We start from the raw sequence: 19092 nt of genomic DNA, 5'->3' as shown, positions 1-19092 counted from the left end.
AATGTTCGGGTCAACCCGAATCCGGGCTGTTACACTAATAGGTTGATCTTCGCGCTTTCGTCATGCTTGCGCGCGACGTTTCTCTTTTTTGCGAGCCCGTTTCCGCCGTGATTTCCACCGCCAACCTCACCATCCAGTTCGGTCCCAAACCCCTGTTCGAGAATGTCTCGGTCAAGTTCGGGGAAGGCAACCGCTATGGCCTCATCGGTGCGAACGGCAGCGGCAAATCGACGCTGATGAAGATCATCGGCGGCGACCTCGAACCGTCGGCCGGCAACGTCTCGCTCGAGCCCAACACGCGCCTGGGCAAGCTGCGCCAGGACCAGTTCGCCTACGAAGACGTGCGCGTGCTGGACGTCGTGCTGATGGGCCACGCGGAAATGTGGCAGGCCATGAGCGAGCGGGACGCGATCTACGCCAATCCCGACGCCACCGACGAAGACTACATGCGGGCGGCCGACCTCGAGGCCAAGTTCGCCGAGTACGACGGCTACACGGCGGAGGCCCGAGCCGGCGAATTGCTGCTGGGCCTGGAAATCCCGGTCGAGCAGCACCAGCAGCCGATGCGCGAGATCGCGCCGGGCTGGAAGCTGCGGGTGCTGCTGGCGCAGGCGCTGTTCTCCAATCCCGACGTGCTGCTGCTGGACGAGCCGACCAACAACCTCGACATCAATACGATCCGCTGGCTGGAAACGGTGCTGAACCAGTACCAGTCGACGATGATCATCATCAGCCACGATCGCCACTTCCTGAACCAGGTCTGCACCCACATGGCCGACCTGGACTATCGCGAAGTGCGCATCTATCCCGGCAACTACGACGACTACATGCTGGCCTCGGCCCAGGCGCGCGAGCGCCTGATGAGCTCGAACGCCAAGGCCAAGGAGCGCATCACCGAATTGCAGGATTTCGTGCGCCGCTTCTCGGCCAACAAGTCCAAGGCCCGCCAGGCCACGTCGCGCCTGAAGCAGATCGACAAGCTCAAGGCCGAGACGGTCGAGGTCAAGCCGTCGTCGCGCCAGAACCCCTACATCCGCTTCGAGCTGGCCAAGGTCATGCACCGCCAGGCGGTCGAGATCGAGGGCATCGTCAAGGCCTACGACAAGCCCGTCATCCCGAAGTACTCGGCCATGGTCGAGGCTGGCGAGAAGATCGCCATCATCGGCGCCAACGGCGTGGGCAAGACCACGCTGCTGCGCATGCTGGCCGGCGACCTGGCGCCCGACCAGGGCACGATCAAGTGGTCCGAGAACGCCAACCTCGGCTACATGGCGCAGGACGTCTCCGACAATTTCCAGACCGAGGACAACGTCTTCGACTGGATGGGCCAGTGGCGCCAGCCGGGCGACGACGACCAGGCCATCCGCTCGGTGCTGGGGCGCCTCCTGTTCTCGAGCGACGACATCGGCAAGGCCGTGGGCGTGCTGTCGGGCGGCGAGAAGAACCGGATGATGTTCGGCAAGCTCATGCTGCGCAAGCACAACGTGCTGCTGCTGGACGAACCGACCAACCACCTGGACATGGAGTCGATCGAGTCGCTGCAACTGGCGCTCGAGAAATTCCAGGGTACGCTGTTCTTCGTGTCGCACGACCGCGAGTTCGTGTCGGGCCTGGCCAGTCGTATCATCGAGATACTGCCCGACGGCCAGCTCATCGACTACAAGGGCACGTACGACGAGTACCTGGCCTCGCGCGGCATCGAGGACTGACCGGGGCAGAACGGCACGAAGATTGCTTTGGTCTGCTTCGAGTCCGGTGGCATCCCGTCCACCGCCAAGGAGAAGACGATGCGGAAATCTTTGTCTATCGCCATCCTCACGGCGCCGGGGGTACCCGGCGCGGCGGGCTGAGCCATGCGGGTCAAGGTCCTGCTCTTCGGGTCCCCCGGCTATGGCAGCTTCAACCAGTGCGGCGTGGCGGGCGTGGAAATTGCCCGGCGCGCGGGACGCCAGGTCGAACTGATCTGGATCGAGTCCACGGGCCCGGCCATACGCGCGGCGCGCGTGATCGACGTCTGCCACCACGGCGCCGACCTGGTCGTGGCCTACGGCAGCGCCGGCGACTATCCGGTGGCCATGGCCGCCGAACGCTTCCCCCACATCCATTTCGTCGTCATCCAGGGGTCGCACCTGGCCGAGAACTGCGCGGTCTATGGCGTCAAGCAGGAGCAGTCGGCCTTCCTGGCCGGCGTCGCGGCGGCCGCCGAGAGCCGCACCGGCGGACTGGGCCACCTGTCGGCGGTCAAGACCGAGGCAGCGCTGTGGGCGCGGGCGGCCTATGTGGACGGGGCGATGCGGCAGTCGCCGGGCATGGGCATGATGACGTCCTTTTGCGGCAGCCAGGACGACGAGGGGTTGGCCTTCGAGACCTGCGAAGCCATGGCCAAGCGCGGCGTGGACGTGGTGTTCGCGGCCGTCGATGGTGGCCGGCCGGGTGCGGTGCTGGCCTGCCAGAAGTTCCGGCTGCGCCAGATTGGTGCAATCGTCGACTGGACCGAGACCGATCCGAAGCTGTTCGTGGGGTCGGCCATTTCCGATACCGGCCGCTGCATCGCGGCGGCCATCCAGGACCATGCCGAGGGCAGCCTGCCCTTCGGTACCCGTACCGACTACGGGGTGGAGCGCCCCGAATACGTCCGGCTGGCGCTCAGCCCGCTGGCCGGGGCGTCCACGCGGCAGGCCGTCGAGGAATGGAGCCAGGCCCTGGTGCGGGGCGAGGTCGTTCCCAGCCGCGAATATTCGGGACGGGAATTCGACCTGAGCGGGCTGCTCAGCCGGATATAGCGCGCGGCGTGACCGCCGACGAGACACGCTTGGCCTTGGCCCGGGCCTCGTCCACGGTGGCGGCCGAGGCCAGCCCGACGCCCATGCGGCGCTTGACGAAGGACTCCGGCTTGCCGAACAGCCGCAGGTCGGTGCCCGACTCGGCCAGCGCCTGGGCCACGCCGTCGAAGGCCACCGCGCCCGCCTCGATCCCGCCGTAGATCACGCTGCTCGCACCGGGCTGGCGCAGCGAGGTGTCCACCGGCAGCCCCAGGAAGGCCCGGGCATGCAGTTCGAACTCGTTCTGGACCTGCGAGATCATGGTGACCATGCCGGTGTCGTGCGGGCGCGGGCTGACTTCGGAGAACCAGACCTCGTCGCCCGCCACGAACAGCTCGACGCCGAAGATGCCGTAGCCGCCCAGCTCGCCCGTGACCTTGGCGGCGATCTCGCGGGAGCGGGCCAGGGCAGCGGGCGACATGGGGTGGGGTTGCCAGCTCTCGACGTAGTCGCCGTCCACCTGCACGTGGCCGATGGGCTCGCAGAAATCGGTGCGATCCTGGCCGTCGGCCCCGCGCGAGCGGACGGTCAGCAGGGTGATCTCGTAGTCGAAGCGCACGAAGCCCTCGACGATGACCCGGCCGGCGCCCACCCGGCCGCCTTCCTGCGCATAGCGCCAGGCGCGTTCCACGTCCTGAGGTCCGTCGAGCTTGGACTGGCCCTTGCCGGAAGAGGACATGACGGGCTTGACGATGCACGGGTAGCCGATGTGCTGGTCGATGGCGGCCTGCAATTCCTCGCGGGTCGCGGCGAAGCGGTAGGGCGAGGTGGGCAGGCCCAGGGTTTCGGCCGCCAGGCGCCGTATGCCCTCGCGGTTCATCGTCAACTGGGCGGCGCGGGCGGTGGGCGTGACGCGAGCCACGCCGGCGGCCTCCAGTTCGACCAGCAGGTCGGTGGCGATGGCCTCGATCTCGGGGACGATGATGTCCGGCCGCTCGGCCTCGATCAGCGCCTTCAGCGCATCCCGGTCGGTCATGGCGACGGTGCGGGCGTGATGCGCGACCTGGTGGCCAGGGGCGTCGGCATAGCGGTCGACGGCGATGACTTCCACGCCCAGCCGCTGGAGGGCGATGATGACCTCCTTGCCGAGCTCGCCGGAGCCCAGGAGCATGACGCGCACGGCTGCGGGGGAGAGCGGGGTGCCCAGGGTGGGGAAACGGGTGGCGGTCATCGCGGGGGTCGTCCAGAAGCGAAAACCGAAATGTAGCGCGAACCGGCGGGTCTTGCTGCGCCGCCCGCGCGGCCGACCTCAGGTCCGGCGGCCTCCGGCGGCGATCTTGCGCAACAGCTCGGCCAGCAGCAGCCGTTCGCCCTCGGTCAGCACCGACAGGGCCTCGGCCTCCATGGCCAGGGATCGCGCATGGGCGCGATCGGCCAATTGCCTGCCTTCGTCGGTCAGTTGCACATGCTGTTCGCGCCTATCCTCGTCGCTGCGTATGCGGCGCAGCAGCCCGCGCTCCTGCAGCCGGGTCAGGACGACGACGAGGTTGGGCGCCGGCGTGTCCAGCGCCAGGCAGAGCTTTTTCTGCGTGACCCGCTGGTTGACGGCCAGGAGCGCCAGGATGGAGAACTCGACCGGACGCAGTTTCAGGTCGCCCAGGTGCGCGACGAAGGCCTTGCGCAGGGTGGCGTCCGCCAGCGAGGTCATGAAGCCGAGCAGATGGTCCAGCCTGCGCCGGTCCAGGCCGCCCCGCCGATTCCGGCCGTCGTCCGGCCGTTCGAGGCCGGGCGGGGTTTCAATCGCAGTCATCGAGTTCGGGCAGCGCGCGCCGGGCGCACCGTATGCGATGTTCGACATGGGCTATCCCTGGCAACACGGTATCGAAGAAATGGCGGGCCGTTGCGGCCTTGCCGCGCGGCGCCGCGCCGCCTTCGCGGGACAGCGCCAGCACCTTGAGCCACCAGCGGCCCAGGCAGAGCAGGGCGGTGGCGCGCAGGAAATCGTCCGCGGCACGGTACGGGTAGCCGGGATCCCGGGCCGAGTCCTGGACGATATCGGCCAGCAGGCGGCGATGCGCGGCCAGCGCATCCAGCTGGACGGCCTGCTGTTCCAGCCCCTGGCCGTCGTGGCGGGCCGCCGCCTCCAGTTCGTCCAGCAGGCGGCCGTAGGCCGCGCCGCCGTCGGCGATTACCTTGCGCACCAGCAGGTCCACCGCCTGGATTTCGTTCGTGCCTTCGTAGATGGGCGGGATGCGGCTGTCCCGCAACGCCTGCGCGGCGCCGGTTTCCTCGATGTAGCCGTAGCCGCCGAACACCTGCAGGGCCTGGTCGGCGACCTCGAACCCCGCCCGCGTGGCCCAGGCCTTGACCATGGGAGTCAATAGCGCCAGGCGTTCGTGCGCGTGGCGGCGCTGGTCCGGAGAGGCCGCGTATTCGGATTCGTCCAGCAGTTGCGCCGTCCAGTAGGCCAGCATGCGCGCGCCTTCGACCGCGCAGCGCTGCGCCGCCAGGCTGGCGTGCACGGCCGGATGAAGGGCGATGGGCACGGGATCCGTGCCCGCTGCGATGCCGGGCACGGGGCGTCCCTGGATGCGCTCGCGGGCATAGCGCAGCGCGTGTTTGTAGGCGGCTTCGCCGTGGGCCACTCCTTGCAGGCCAACGCCCAGCCGCGCGGCGTTCATCATCACGAACATGGCCGCGAGGCCCTTGCAGGGCTCCCCCAGCAGCCAGCCGCGTGCGTTCTCGAAGCGCATGGAGCAGGTGGCGCTGCCGCGTATGCCGAGCTTGCTTTCCACGCCGTCGCAGTACACGCCGTTGCGCTGGCCGGTCTCGGGCAGGATCTTCGGCACCAGGAACAGCGACAGGCCCCGCGGCCCCGGCGGGCCGCCGGGATGGCGGGCCAGGACCAGGTGCACGATGTTGTCGGTCAGGTCATGCTCGCCCCCGGAGATGAAGAGCTTGCCGCCGTCGATGACATAGGCGCCGTCGCGCTCGGTGGCGCGGGTGCGGATGCGCCCCAGGTCCGAGCCGGCCTGCGGTTCGGTCAGGCACATGGTGCACAGCCATTCCCCGCTGGCCAGCCGGGGCAGGTAGCGCGCCTTCAAGGCGGCGTCGCCGTGGGCCGCCAGGCAGGCATAGGCGCCGTGCAGCAGGCCCGGATACATGGACCATGCATGGTTGGCCGACACCAGCATCTCCTGGATGACGGCCTCGAGCAGATGAGGCAGGCCCTGGCCGCCCCATTCGGGAGCGCAGCCCAGGCTGGCCCAGCCGGCATCGACATAGGCGCGGTAGGCGGCGGCGAAACCGGTGGGGGTCGCGACCCGTCCGTCCGCGTAGGCGCAGCCTTCGCGATCGCCCACCGCGTTCAGCGGCGCCAGCACTTCGGCGGCGAAGCGTCCAGCCTCGGCCAGCACGTGCCGGGCCGTCTCGATGCCGGGGTCGGCCAGCCCGGGCAGGGTCGCCCATTGACCCGGGGCATGCAGCACGCGCTCGATCACGAACAACATGTCTTCCAGCGGCGGCACGTAGCGGCGCACGGTTCGTCCTCTTACAGGGCGGGAGCCGGCGCGGCTCCCAGGTAGCTGTCGACCACGCGATCGTCGCCGGCCAGTTCGCGGGCCGGTCCATGCAGCGAGATCTCTCCCATTTCCAGCACGTAGCCGTAGTCGGCGACCTCGAGCGCGGCGCGCGCGTTCTGCTCGACCAGCAGGATGGTCACGCCGGTGCGGCGCAGGCGCTCGATCACTTCGAAAACCTCGGCGACGACGCGGGGCGCGAGCCCCAGGCTGGGTTCGTCCAGCATCAGCAGTTCGGGCCGGCTCATCAGCGCGCGGCCCACCGCCAGCATCTGGCGTTCGCCGCCCGACAGCGTGCCGGCCAACTGGTGGCGCCGTTCATGCAGCCGGCCGAACATGGCGTAGATCTCGTCCAGCGTTTCCATGCATGCGCGGTTGCGCAGCCGCACCTGGCGAAAAGCACCCAGCACGAGGTTGTCCTCGACCGTCATGCTGGAGAAGAGTTCGCGCTTCTCGGGCACCAGCGAGATCCCCAGCATGGCCCGGTCCTCCAGGCGCATGTGGGCGATGTCCCGGCCTTCATAGTGGATCCGGCCGCGCGCGCCCACGGCGCCGATCAGGGTGTTGAGCAGGGTCGACTTGCCGGCGCCGTTGGGGCCGATCACGGTCACGACCGAGCCTCGCTCGGCCCGCAGGCCGATGCCGTGCAGGACCTCGGCCCGGCCATAGCCCGCGTGCAGGTCCGAGACTTCCAGCAATGCCTGGTTCATGGGGCGCTCCATCAATATCAATGTTCCGTGCCGAGATAGGCCGCGCGCACCGCGGGGCTGGCGCGAACCTCGGCGGGCGTGCCTTCCATCAGGCGGGTGCCGAACTCCATCACGACGATGCGGTCGGCCACGTTCATCATCAGGTCCATGTCGTGCTCGACCAGCAGGATCCCCATGCCTTCTTCGCGCAACTGGCGCAGCACCTTGGCCAGGGCCTGTTTCTCGAAGTGGCGCAGGCCGGCCGCGGGTTCGTCGAGCAGCAGCACGGCGGGGTCGCTGCACAGCGCGCGGGCGATCTCCATCAGGCGTTGCAGGCCCATGGCCAGGTTGCCGGCCGGCTCGTGCAGGTGTTCGCCCAGCCCCACCCGCGCCAGTTGCGCTTCGGCCTCCCGCAGCAGACTGCGCTCCTGCGGGCGGTCCAGCCGCAGCATGGAACGCAAGGGGCCCGTGCCGCCGCGCAGGTGCGCGCCCAGCGCGACGTTCTCCAGCACGCTCATGTCGGGAATCATCTTGACGTGCTGGAAGGTACGGGCCAGGCCCCGGCTGGCGATCACGCGCGAGGGCAGCCCGTCCACGCGCCGGCCGTGCAGCAGGATCTCGCCCGCGCTCAGCGCCAGCACGCCGCTCAGCAGGTGGAAGGTGGTGGACTTGCCGGCGCCGTTGGGGCCGATCAGCCCGACGATGTCGCCGGCGCGCACCGCCAGGTCCACGTCGTTGACCGCCACCAGGCCGCCGAACTGGCGCCGCAGGCCCTTGCCCTCGAGTACGACGGCGCCGCGTTCGGGCTTGGGGCGTACCGGCAGCGCGGCGGCCTCGGCCCAGTCGCGCCGGCGGCGCGCGCGCGGCGCCAGGCCGTCAAGGAAGGACCAGATGCCTTGGCGGGCGTACTTGAGCACCAGCACCAGGATGATGCCGAAGGCGATGACCTCGAAGCTGCCGGTGCGGCCCAGCAAGGCGGGAATCAGCACCTGGAGCTGGTCCTCGATCAGCTTGACCGCCGCCGCGCCCGTCAGCGCGCCCCATACCGAACCCAAGCCGCCCAGCACGGCCATGAAAAGGTACTGGATGCCCATGTGGAGCCCGAAGGGCGAGGGGTTCACGCTGCGCTGGAAATGGGCGAACAGCCAGCCCGAGACCGAGGCGAACAGCGCGGCCAGGACGAACACGCCGATCTTGTAGCGCAGCGTGTTCACGCCCATGGCCTCCGCCAGCACGGTGCCGTCGCGCAGCGCGCGGATGGCTCGTCCGCTGCGTGAATCCAGCAGCCAGCCGGCGACCAGCATGGCGGCCAGCGCAAAGGCCCAGATCAGATAGAACTGCGAGCGACCGGTGTCGAAGACCAGGCTGCCGATGGACACCGGCGCGATGCCCATCAGGCCATCGTACTTGCCCAGCCAGTCGATGCTGCTGAGCAGGTAGAACACCGCGAGCCCCCACGCGATGGTGGCGACGGGCAGGTAGTGGCCCGACATGCGCAGGGTAAGCGGGCCGATCAGCAGCGCCGCGCAGGCCGTGACCGCCAGCCCCGCCAGCAGCCCCAGCCAGGGCGAGACGCCGTAGGTGACCGACAGCACGCCGGTGGCATAGGCGCCCAGACCGACGAAGGCCGCCTGCCCGAAGGACGTCAGGCCGGCCATGCCGGTCAGCAGGACGACGCCGACCACGACGATCGCATACAGGCCGATGTAGTTGAGCTGGGTGATCCAGAATTCGGGCACCGGCAGCAGCGGCAGCGCCAGCAGGGCCGCGACGAACAGCGCGAAGACCGCGGCGCGCACCGGGTAGCCGCCGGGCTGGCGGGCCATGTCGGGCGCGGCGGCCCGCAGGGTGTCGGAATGGTGCTTCATCAGTGTTCTTCGTGATGAGGGGTGTAGAGCGAGCGCCACAGCAGCACCGGCAGGATCAGCGTGAAGACGATGGCTTCCTTCAGCGAACTGGCCCAGAACGAGCCGAAGGATTCGGCCACGCCCAGCAGCAGCGCGCCCACGGCGGTGGCAGGGTAGCTGGCGAGTCCGCCGCCGACGGCGGCGATGAAGCCCTTCAGGCCGATCAGGAAGCCGGAATCGTAGAAGACCGTCGTGGTCGAGCCGATCAGCAGGCCGGACAAGGCGCCGATGAAGGCTGCCATCGCGAACGCCAGCTTGCCGGCGGCGTCGGCCGAAATCGCCAGGAGGCGCGCGCCCAGGCGGTTGACGGCGGTGGCGCGCAAGGCCTTGCCGTACAGCGTGCGGCCGAAGAAGAGCTTGAGCAGCACCATCAGCAGGACGAAGGCGATGAAGATGGCGACGACCTGCCCGGACAGGCTGAGCGGCCCCAGCGCATAGCGGGCATCGACGAAGGGAGGATTGCGGAACCCTTCGGCGCCGAAGAAGAACAGCGCCAGGCCCAGCAACACGAAATGGACGCCCACCGAGACGATGAGCAGCACCAGTACGCTGGCCTCGGCGATGGACTGGTAGGCGAGGCGATAGGTGAGGGGGCCCAGCGGCGTGACGATCAGCAGCGTCAGCAGGCCCTGGAGCAGGATGGGCAGGTCCCGTGGCGCTGCCCAGACCGAGACGGCGGCGATCACGGCCGGCAGGGCCAGCTGGCCCAGAGCCAGGCGCAGGACGGTGCGCGATCGGCCCGGCGCGGCGGGCGTGCGCAGCAGGATGCGCAGGTCGAGCAGGAAGGCCGCGGCCGAAGCCACCAGCAGCAGCCAGACCGTGCCGGGCACCTGGCCGGTCTGGAACAGGGCGAGGGTCAGCGCGCCGAAGGCGACGAATTCCCCCTGGGGAATGAACAGGATGCGCGTAACGGTGAAGATCAGGACAGTGGCGATGCCCAGCAGCGCGTAGATCGCGCCGTTGGTCAGGCCGTCCAGCGTCAAGACGCCGGCTATCGTCAAGTCCATGTGCAAACTCTTGGTATGGAGTGGGAGGGGCCGGCGCCCGCACGCCGGCCGTGGCGGCTTATTGCTCGACCTTCCAGTCGCCGTTGACGACCTTCATGATCAGCCCGGTTTCCTTGGTGAAGCCCCAATGGTCCTGCGGGGTGTAGTCGATGATGCCCTGCGAGACGGGCGTCACGCCGCCGCTCTCGAGCGCCTCCTTGAGCGCGGCGCGGAATTCCGGCGTGCCCGGCCGGGCCTTCTTCAGCGCGACGGGCACCGCCTTCTCGAGCAGGATGGCGGCATCGTACATGTGCGCGGCGAACTGGTTGCGCGAGCCGGCGCCATAGATCTTTTCATAGCGGGCGATGTAGTCCACGCCGAATTTCTTGGACGGATTGCTGTCGGGCAACTGGTCGGCCACCGTGGCCGGACCCGACACGACGAACGCGCCTTCGACGTCCTTGCCGCCCACTCGCATCAGGTCGCGCGAGGCGGCCGAGTGGGTCTGGTAGATCTTGCCGCGATAGCCGCGATCGACCACCGCCTTGTGCGGCATGGCGGCACCGCTGCCCGAGGCCGCGATCAGGATGGCGTCGGGATTGGCGGCCGTCAGTTTCAGCGCCTGCGCCGTCACGCTGGTATCGGTGCGCGCGAAGCGCTCGGCGCCGATCACCGTGATGCCCGCCGCCTTGGCTTCCTTGGTGAAATCGTTCAGCCAGCTTTCGCCGTAGGTGTCGGAGTAGCCCAGGAAGCCGACCGTCTTGACGCCGTGTTTCTTCATGTGGGCGACGACCGGGATGGCCATGACCGCGTTGGACTGGGCGAGCCGGAACGACCATTCGTCCTTGCCCGGCGCGGTCACGATGGGCGAGGCCGCCAGTTGCACCGTTTTCGCCTGGGCCGCGACGTCAGACATCGCCAGCGCGACCGGGGTCGCCGCCGAGCCGACGATCAGGTCCACCTTGTCCTCGGACACGAAGCGGCGCGCGTTCTTGACGCCCACCGTGGGATCGGAGGCATCGTCGAGCACGATGACACGCAGGGTTTCGCCGCCTATGGACTTGGGCCACAACGCCAGGCCGTTGTTGCAGGGAATGCCCAGGCCCGAGGCGGGGCCGGTCAGCGGCAGGCTGACGCCTATGGTGATCTCGGCCTGCGCGGCGGATTGGAACAGCAATGCGACGAGGGTGGGGACGATCAGCTTGCGTAAGGTCATGGTGTGTCTCCTCTGGGGCTTTTTCATGGGGCGGTGGGCGTGTCTGGGACGCCCTTGCGCCGGTTCGACTACAGGTACCCGGACGTCAACGCGGCGGCATGCGCAGCGCGCCGTCCAGGCGGATCACCTCGCCGTTCAGGTAGGCGTTCTCGACGATGTGCGCCACCAGAGCGGCGAACTCCGCGGGCTGGCCCAGCCGCCTGGGGAAGGGGACCGAGCCGCCCAGGCTGGTCTGGACTTCCGGCGGAAGTTCGTCCAGCAGCGGCGTCCGGAACAGGCCCGGGGCGATCGCCATGACGCGCACGCCGAACTGGGCCAGGTCGCGCGCCGCCGGCAGGGTCAGCGCGGCGATGCCGCCCTTCGAGGCGGCGTAGGCGGTCTGGCCCATCTGGCCATCGTAGGCGGCGATCGACGTCGTATTGACCATGACGCCGCGTTCGCCGTCGTCCAGGGGGTCGAGCGCGGTCATCTCGGCCGCGGCCAGGCGCATGACGTTGAAGGTGCCGACCAGGTTGATCTGTACGATGCGGCTGAAATCGGCCAGCGGCATCGGGCCCTGCCTGCCCGTGATCCGGTGCGCGCCGCCGACGCCGGCGCAGTTGACCAGGACGCGCGCGGGACCGTGCCGCTGGCGCGCCGCGTCCAGCGCCTGCTGCACGCTGTCGGCGTCGGTGACGTCGCAGGGCAGCGCGAGTCCTCCCATGTCGGCGGCGACGGCCTGGGCCTGCGCGGCGTTGCGGTCCAGTACCGCCACCCGCGCGCCGCGTGCCGCCAGCAGGCGCGCGGTCTGCGCGCCGAGCCCTGAGGCGCCGCCGGTCACCAGTGCGGCCAGTCCTTCGATCTTCATGATGCGCTCCCGGAAGGCGTGTGGGGAAGAATGACGCGCGGATCGGTGCCGGCATACATCAGCTCGACCGCATCGGCGCGATGCTTGAGCACGTTGCGCTGGTTGATGGAACCTTTGTCGGTGGCCTCGCCCAGGTCTATGGACGGCGGCGTGTCCAGGACCAGCGCGCGCGCCACGCGGGTCGCGCTACCGGTGCCCGAGGCCCATAGCCGGTCCACCAGTTCCTGGAACATCTCGCGCACCGCGGGCACGGCCAGCACTTGCGCCGCCGGCGCGTCGGCCGCGAGGCCCGCGAGCTGGCGGCACTCGGCCATGCGCGGGAAGATCAGGATGCCGACGTCGTTGCGGTTGAGGCCGGCGATGACCACGTCCTGCACATAGGGCTCGCCGGCGGCGATGATGCGTGCCCGCAGCGGTCCGGTCGACACGAAGGTGCCGGTGGAGAGCTTGAAGTCTTCCGAGATGCGGCCATCGAAGGCCAGGCCCAGTTCCAGCCGCTCAGGATCGATGGGGCGGGCCGCGTCGCCCGAACGGAAGTAGCCTTCCTCGTCGAAGGATTCGGCCGTCTGCTGCGGGGCGCGCCAGTAGCCGGGCGTGACCGTGGGGCCGCGGTAGCGGACTTCGAGCTTGCCTTGCACGGGTACGAGCTTGACCTCCAGGCCCGGAGCGGGCAGGCCGATGACGCCCGAGAAGACCAGGTCGGAATTGGCGCACAATGCGAACGGCGCGGTCTCGGTCATGCCCAGGCCGGTCAGCATGCGGATGCGTTCGCCGCACAGGCGCTGCGCCGCCAGATCCAGGCGTTCCCAGACCTGGGGCGACAGGCCGGCGCCGGAGAAGAAGAAGGCCTTGACCCGGGCCAGGAAGGTGCGTCCCAGGGTTTCGTCGCGTTCGATGGCGGAGACGATTTCCTCGAACCCCTTGGGCACGTTGAAATAGATCGTGGGCGAGATCTCGCGCAGGTTGCGCAGGGTCTCGGCCATGCCCTGGGGCGTGGGCTTGCCTTCGTCGATGTACAGCGTGCCCCCGTTGTAGAGGGCGATGCCGATGTTGTGGTTGCCGCCGAAGGTGTGGTTCCACGGCAGCCAGTCGACCAGCACGGGCGGTTCCTCGGCCAGGAAGCGCAGGCATTGGACCAGCATCTGCTGGTTGGCGCACAGCATGCGCTGGGTGTTGATGACGGCCTTGGGCAGCTGGGTCGAGCCCGAGGTGAACAGGAACTTGACGATGGTGTCGGGCGTCACGCGCGCATGGGCGGCGTCGACCGCCTCCGTGGCCTGCGTGGCCAGCAGGTCGCCGAAGGGCGTGAGCCGGCGGCCCGGGATCTCGCCGCGCACCGCCACCACTTCGACATCGGCGGGTACCTTGGCGGCGATCGCCCGCGCATACGCGGTGGCATCCGAGACGAACACCAGGCCCGGCGTGAGCACCTGCAGCGTGTGTTCCAGCTTGGCGAAATCCTGCGACACCAGCGAATAGGCGGCCGAGATGGGCGCGTAGGGCACGCCCGCCAGCATGGCGCCCAGTGCGATCTGCAGGTGCTCCAGGTCGTTGTCCGACAGCACGACGATGGGCCGGTCGACCGACAGGCCGCGGTCGATCAGCGCCTGGGCGATGGCGCGCGCCTTGTGCAATGCGTCGCCGTAGCGCATCTCGACCCACGGGCCGCCATCCTGGCGCTTGGCGGCGAACAGGCGGTCCGGATACATGGCCGCCCAGTGCAGCAGGCAGTCCGTCAGGCGTCCGGGGTAGGGGCGCAGCGGCTCGGTCGAACGCAGGCGCAACGTGCCGTCTTCCCCGCGTTCTATGTGCGCCGACAGGGAGCCTCCCCGCGACGCCTGGCGGTACGGGATGTGCGAGGTCGTCATGGCTTGCCCACCTTGGCGGCCCGCCCTTGCAGGAAAGCCTCCAGCCTGGCCTTGGCATCGATGTCGCCCTGCGCGATGGCGGCCATGAGCGATTCGGTGAACAGGCCGTCGCTTTGCGACTGGTCGGCGATGCGGGGCAGGGCTTGCAGCACGGCGTAGTTGCTGAGCGGGGCATTGGCGGCGATGCGGGCGGCAAGCTCCTCGGCCTTGCGCAGCCCCTCGCCCTCGGGAACCAGGTATTGCGACAGGCCCGCCGCCAGGCCTTCCTGCGCGTCGTAGACGCGGCCCGTCAGCATCATGTCGCTCATGCGGGCGACACCGATCAGGCGGGAGATGCGGGCCGACCCGCCGCCACCCACGAACAGGCCGCGCTGGCCCTCGGGCAGCCCGTAGAACGCCGTCTGTTCGGCGATGCGGATGTGGCAGGCGCTGGCCAGCTCCAGGCCGCCGCCGACCACGGCGCCGTGCAGTACCGCCACGACGGGGACCTTGCCGAACTGAACCTGCTCGAACGCGGCATGCCAGCCCCGGGAATGGACGATGCCGTCGGCCACGCTGCGCTGGCGCAGCTCCGACAGGTCCAGGCCGGAACAGAAATGGTCGCCTTCGCCCGTGAGGATGACCACCCGCACGTGCTCGGGCATGTTGATGAAGGCAATGTGCAACTGGGCGATCAGGTCATCGTTCAGCGCATTGCGCTTGCCGGGGCGAGCGAGCGCAATGCGTCCGATCGGCCCGCTGGTATCGACGGACAACAAGCTGTCTTCTCCACTGGTATCCGCGGCGAGTGCCACGGATTTCTCTCTGTATTAGTTATTAGTATGAACTAATTTTGCGTACGAAACGCTGGGGCTTACCCTAGGTGGATTCAAGCCGTACAGAGGTTGGGAGAGAAGATGGAAGAACGGTGGAGTCCGGCCCGTACATGACAATATGATTAAGAAGAATAATTGTCTGTCGGGCCGGACGCCACGAGGGCTCAGCGCGGGCGGGCGGTTCCGGTATGGGCGATGACCGCGCCCTCGGGCAAGGGGCGCACGACCTGCTCGTACACCGACAGCCAGCCGCGCACCCGCCCCGGGGCGGGCGGGGCGAAGGCTTCGCGCCGGCGGGCCAGTTCCTGTTCCGCCACCTTCAGGTCCACGGTGCGCGCATCGATATCGATGGCGATGGGGTCGCCATCCTGGACCAGGCCCAGCGGCCCGCCGGCGGCCGCCTCGGGCGACACCTCGCCCACGACCAGCCCCTTGTTGACCAGGCCGGACAACTGGCCGTCCGTGACGACCGCGACGTGTTCGCCCAGGCCCGCACCGTCCAGGACGAACACGAAGCGCGAGGCCATGCCCATGCCCGGTCCGCCGCGCACGCCCAGGCCGCGCATCACGACCACGGTGCCGCGCTCGATTTCGCCCCGTTGCAGGGCCGCGATGGCATCTTCCTGGGACTCGAATACCCGCGCCGTTCCCTCGAAGCGCATGGCCTTGCCGGTGGCCAGGCCCAGCTTGACGATGCCGCCGTCGGGCGCGAGCGAACCGCGCAGGATGACGATGGAGGGGCGGGTGGACAGCGGCTGGTCGGCCGGGCGCAGGATGGCTTCGTCGCGCACCTGGGCCTGGTCCACGGCGTCGCCCAGCGGCCGCCCGGACACGGTCAGCGCCTCGGGGTGATAGAGGCCGGCCAGGCGCTTGAACACGGCCAGCGTCCCGCCCGCGCGCTCCAGGTCCTCGATGGAGTGGTCGCCGTTGGGGCGGATGGCGGCGATCAGGGGCGTGGTATCCGCCAGCCGCTCGAACAGCCCGTAGACATCCACGCCGGCCTGCGCTTCGTTGGCGATGGCTTGCAGATGCTTGATGGTATTGATGGAGCCGCCCAGCGCAAGCACCAGGCGGGCGGCGTTGGCAAAGGCCTCGGCGGTGAGGATGGCGCGCGGCCGCAGGTCCTCCCAGACCATCTGGACGATGCGGGCGCCGGCCTGCGCGACGGTGGCCATCATGCGCGGGCTGTTGGCGGCCACCGGCGCGCTGCCGGGCAGGGCCATGCCCAATGCCTCGCACACCATGTGCATGGAATTGGCGGTACCTATGCCGGCACAGACTCCCGGGCCACGCACCGCCTGTTCGCTCATCGCCGCCAGCTCGGCCGGATCCATGCGGCCGGCCGCGACGTGGCCCGCGGCCAGGAAAACTTCCTCGATGTCGACATGTTGCTGCTTGTGGTGGCCGCTGCGCTGGTAGCCGCACACCACGACCAGCGTCGGGAGGTCCAGCCGGGCGGCCGCCATGAGCTGGCCGGGCGTGGTCTTGTCGCACGAGGCCAGGCAGATCATGCCGTCCAGCAGCGCGCCTTCCACCGCCACTTCGATGTCGTTGGCGATGAGGTCGCGGCTGGGAAGGATATAGCCGCCGCGGGCGCCGGCGCTGGTGATGAAGTCGCTGGGAGCGGCGGTGCGTACCTCGAAGGGCAGGCCGCCGGCCTCGCGTATGGCTTGCTTGATGGCGGCGGCGACGCCGTCCAGGTGGCTGAAGCAGCTCGACAGTTCCGACGAGGTGTTGACCACGGCGATCTTGGGTTTCTCCATGTCGGCGTCGGTCAGGCCGAGCGCGCGCCATTGCGCCCGCCTGACCGCCCAGCGCGAGGTGCCGGGTTCGAAGTTGCTGCGCAGCGCACGGCGCGGCGCCGTCTTGCCTGGGTCGGACGATGACATGAGGTCTCCATGAAAATTTGAAACGTTATTTCAATTTATCATCCGGCATGTCTTTCGGGCAACGCCGATCCGTGGTTAAAATTAAAATGAAACGTCATTTCGAAAAATATTGACGCATGGCGGGCGACTGTCGGAGAATCTGCCGCGGATCCGCACTGGACCGAATTCGACACGGCATGGATGCCGGAACAGGAGACAAGATGAGCACGTACCCGCGAAGCCCGGCCGGTCCCCGCATGTCGTCCGGCCGCCGGCAATTGCTGCGCGGCCTTGCCGCCAGCATGCCCGCGGCGGCCCTGCCGCGCCTGGCCACGGCCGGCCAGGGCTTTCCCAGCCGGCCCATCACCATCATCGTGCCGGCCAGCGCGGGCGGGCTGCTGGATGTCTACCAGCGCTTCGTGGACAAGCTCGCGGCGCCGTTCCTGAACAACCAGCCGATCATCATCGAGAACCGCCCCGGCGCGAACCTGCTGCTGGGCGCCGACGCCATGGCGCGCCAGGACCGCGGCGACGGCTATCTGCTGACGCAGGCCCTGCAGATCCAGGTTCGCATGCCGCACCTGCAGAAGGTGCGCTACGACGCGCTGCGCGACCTGACCTGGATCATCTGCATGGTCACGAGTCCGTTCGGCATCGCGGTGCGCGCCGATTCCCCGCTGCGCAGCTTCGACGACCTGATCGCCGCCGCCCGCGCGCGGCCAGGAGAGATCAGCTACGGCACGGTGGGTTTCGCCAACGGCGGCCATCTCCTGATGGAGGAGGTCGCGCGGCTGAAGGGCGTGAAATTCAACGTCATTCCGATGAAGGGCAGCGCCGACGTCATCCAGGCGGCGCTGGGCGGACACGTGGACGCGATGTCCGATTCGGCCAGTTGGTCGCCCCAGGTACAGGCCGGCAAGATGCGGCTGCTGGTGACCTTCAGCGAATCGCGGCTGGAGAAGTTTCCCGACGTGCCGACGGCCACGGAGCTGGGCGTGCCCATCGTCTACACCTCGCCGATCGGCCTGGCCGGTCCGAAGAACATGGATCCGGCGGTCGTGCGCGTGCTGCACGACGCCTACAAGCGGGCCATCGACCAGCCCGCGCACAAGGACATCCTCGACAAGTTCGACCTCATTCCCGGTTACCGGGACACGGCCGGCTTCACCGAGGAGATGCGCGCTTCCTACGAGCGCGAGAAGGCCATGGTCGCACGCCTGGGCCTGAAGACCTGAACATCATTGCCGCATCAAGGAGAATCCGCATGGCAAATCAAGTACGAACCGTCCGGCGAACGGAAAACCGGCCCTGGCATGTCGATGCCGACCTGTGCGTGGTCGGCGCCGGCATCTCGGGGGTCTCGGCCGCGCTCGAGGCGGCCGCGCTGGGCCGCCGGGTCGTGCTTGTCGACAGCCTGCCCATGCTGGGCGGCCAGGCGGTGGGCTCCATCATCGGCACGTTCTGCGGGCTGTTCTCGAACGGCCCGAACCGCATCCAGCTCACCCACGGCATCGCCGACGGCATCCTGGAGGACCTGGGCAAGGCCGGCGCGCTGCATCATAACGTCGGTCCGCTGACGACGGTGGTGTACTACGACGAGGTGGCGCTGGGCCGCTGGATCGAACAGAAGATCCGCGACGCCGGCATCACGGTGGTGCTGGGCGCGGTGTTGCGCGAGGCCCGGCGCGAGGGCGGCCGGCTGCAGCGGCTGGAGCTGGCCACGCGCTACGGCGACGTGCACGTGGACGCGCGCGGCTATGTGGACGCCAGCGGCGACGCGGCGCTGGCGTGGCTGGCGGGCCTGGATTGCCGCGAGCCCGACGTGCCGATCTTCGGCACCCAGATGTTCGTGCTCGAGCACCTGGACGAAGCCCACCTGCCCACGCGCGAGGCCTTCACGGCGCGCATCAAGGAAAAGGCCGCGCAGTACGGCATCTCGCGCGACGACGGGCTCTTCTTCCGATTCCCCGGGCGAGGCGTGGCGGCGATGAACATGACCCACATGGAGACACCGCTCGATCCGCTGGCCGCCTCGGCCACGGCCCTGGCCGGCCGCGAGCAGGTGGACCGCGTCATCGAATTCCTGAAGGCGGAGTATCCGCAAGCCTTCGGCGCCGCCCGCATCCGCGCCTATGCCTTGCCGGGCATCCGGCAGACACGCTGGATCGCCGGCCTGCATCAGTTGACGACGGAGGAGGTGCGCGCCGCCACGCGTTTCCCGGATGCCGTCGCGCGGACTTCGTGGCCGGTGGAACTGCACGACCAGCCCGAGGGCTACGTGTGGGAGCCCTTCGGCGAGGACCACGTCCACACGGTGCCGCTGCGCAGCCTGATCCCGGCCGGCAGCGACAATCTCGTGGCCGCCGGGCGCTGCATCGACGCCGACGCGGCGGCGCTGTCCAGCGTGCGCGTCATGGGGCCGTGCATCGCCATGGGAGCGGCGGCTGCCCACGCCCTGGACCTGACCCTGGGCGGCAAGGTGCGGGACGTGGACGTGTCCGCCCTGCAGGAACGCATCCGCAACAACATCTGAACATAAGCGGGAACGCCGAGGTT

General features: G+C 68.9%; 15 protein-coding genes. 4 read left to right on the top strand and 11 right to left on the bottom strand.

The annotated features are described in order from the left end of the window. The first annotated feature begins 107 nt into the window (after positions 1-107). Both R4823_RS13680 and R4823_RS13675 read left to right on the top strand, forming a co-directional pair. Complete coding sequence (locus tag R4823_RS13680) at positions 108-1709, top strand: ABC-F family ATPase (RefSeq protein ID WP_165962989.1); 1602 nt, start codon at positions 108-110, stop codon at positions 1707-1709. A 144-nt stretch (positions 1710-1853) separates the two neighbouring features. Then, a complete protein-coding gene (locus tag R4823_RS13675; RefSeq protein WP_087840125.1) occupies positions 1854-2783 on the top strand; it encodes a BMP family ABC transporter substrate-binding protein in 930 nt (309 codons plus the stop codon). Here R4823_RS13675 and purT read toward each other — a convergent pair. The 11 genes from purT to ilvD form a co-directional block, all read right to left on the bottom strand. After that, the gene (gene purT, locus R4823_RS13670; protein ID WP_087840126.1) at positions 2770-3993 is read right to left on the bottom strand and encodes a formate-dependent phosphoribosylglycinamide formyltransferase; all 1224 of its coding nucleotides are present in this window, start codon (positions 3991-3993) and stop codon (positions 2770-2772) included. The genes R4823_RS13675 and purT overlap by 14 nt on opposite strands. A 78-nt stretch (positions 3994-4071) precedes the next feature. After that, on the bottom strand, positions 4072-4572 hold the full coding sequence (locus tag R4823_RS13665) for a MarR family transcriptional regulator (RefSeq protein ID WP_165962990.1): 501 nt from the start codon (positions 4570-4572) through the stop codon (positions 4072-4074). Further along, positions 4559-6301 (bottom strand): acyl-CoA dehydrogenase, encoded by a 1743-nt coding sequence (locus R4823_RS13660; protein ID WP_338619028.1) that lies wholly within the window; start codon positions 6299-6301, stop codon positions 4559-4561. The genes R4823_RS13665 and R4823_RS13660 overlap by 14 nt, the downstream gene beginning before the upstream one ends. Before the next feature lie 11 nt (positions 6302-6312). Next, positions 6313-7050, bottom strand: coding sequence for an ABC transporter ATP-binding protein (locus tag R4823_RS13655; RefSeq protein WP_338619025.1), 738 nt, complete (start codon positions 7048-7050; stop codon positions 6313-6315). Positions 7051-7067: 17 nt separating this feature from the next. After that, the gene (locus R4823_RS13650; protein WP_338619172.1) at positions 7068-8855 is read right to left on the bottom strand and encodes a branched-chain amino acid ABC transporter ATP-binding protein/permease; all 1788 of its coding nucleotides are present in this window, start codon (positions 8853-8855) and stop codon (positions 7068-7070) included. 41 nt (positions 8856-8896) lie between these two features. After that, on the bottom strand, positions 8897-9943 hold the full coding sequence (locus R4823_RS13645) for a branched-chain amino acid ABC transporter permease (RefSeq protein WP_087840131.1): 1047 nt from the start codon (positions 9941-9943) through the stop codon (positions 8897-8899). A 58-nt stretch (positions 9944-10001) separates the two neighbouring features. Next, on the bottom strand, positions 10002-11138 hold the full coding sequence (locus R4823_RS13640; protein ID WP_087840132.1) for an ABC transporter substrate-binding protein: 1137 nt from the start codon (positions 11136-11138) through the stop codon (positions 10002-10004). Positions 11139-11223: 85 nt separating this feature from the next. Continuing rightward, positions 11224-11985, bottom strand: coding sequence for an SDR family NAD(P)-dependent oxidoreductase (locus tag R4823_RS13635; RefSeq protein WP_087840133.1), 762 nt, complete (start codon positions 11983-11985; stop codon positions 11224-11226). Then, on the bottom strand, positions 11982-13853 hold the full coding sequence (locus R4823_RS13630) for a feruloyl-CoA synthase (protein ID WP_087840134.1): 1872 nt from the start codon (positions 13851-13853) through the stop codon (positions 11982-11984). Before R4823_RS13630 ends, R4823_RS13635 begins: the two co-directional genes overlap by 4 nt. Continuing rightward, entirely contained in the window at positions 13850-14611 is a 762-nt protein-coding gene (locus R4823_RS13625; protein ID WP_087840135.1) for a crotonase/enoyl-CoA hydratase family protein, read from the bottom strand. Before R4823_RS13625 ends, R4823_RS13630 begins: the two co-directional genes overlap by 4 nt. A 221-nt stretch (positions 14612-14832) precedes the next feature. Continuing rightward, positions 14833-16557 (bottom strand): dihydroxy-acid dehydratase, encoded by a 1725-nt coding sequence (gene ilvD, locus R4823_RS13620; protein ID WP_087840136.1) that lies wholly within the window; start codon positions 16555-16557, stop codon positions 14833-14835. A gap of 200 nt (positions 16558-16757) precedes the next feature. On the opposite strand from ilvD, the gene R4823_RS13615 reads away from it, so the two are divergent. Next, a complete protein-coding gene (locus tag R4823_RS13615; RefSeq protein ID WP_165962991.1) occupies positions 16758-17771 on the top strand; it encodes a tripartite tricarboxylate transporter substrate binding protein in 1014 nt (337 codons plus the stop codon). Positions 17772-17800: 29 nt separating this feature from the next. Further along, a complete protein-coding gene (locus R4823_RS13610) occupies positions 17801-19069 on the top strand; it encodes an FAD-dependent oxidoreductase (RefSeq protein WP_279814880.1) in 1269 nt (422 codons plus the stop codon). Positions 19070-19092: the final 23 nt, after the last annotated feature.

This window comes from Pigmentiphaga sp. CHJ604 (assembly GCF_036972535.1).
Classification (GTDB): Bacteria; Pseudomonadota; Gammaproteobacteria; order Burkholderiales; family Burkholderiaceae_B; genus Pigmentiphaga; species Pigmentiphaga daeguensis.
Note: the sequence above shows the minus strand (reverse complement) of the source record. Positions and strands in the feature narration are given on the sequence as shown.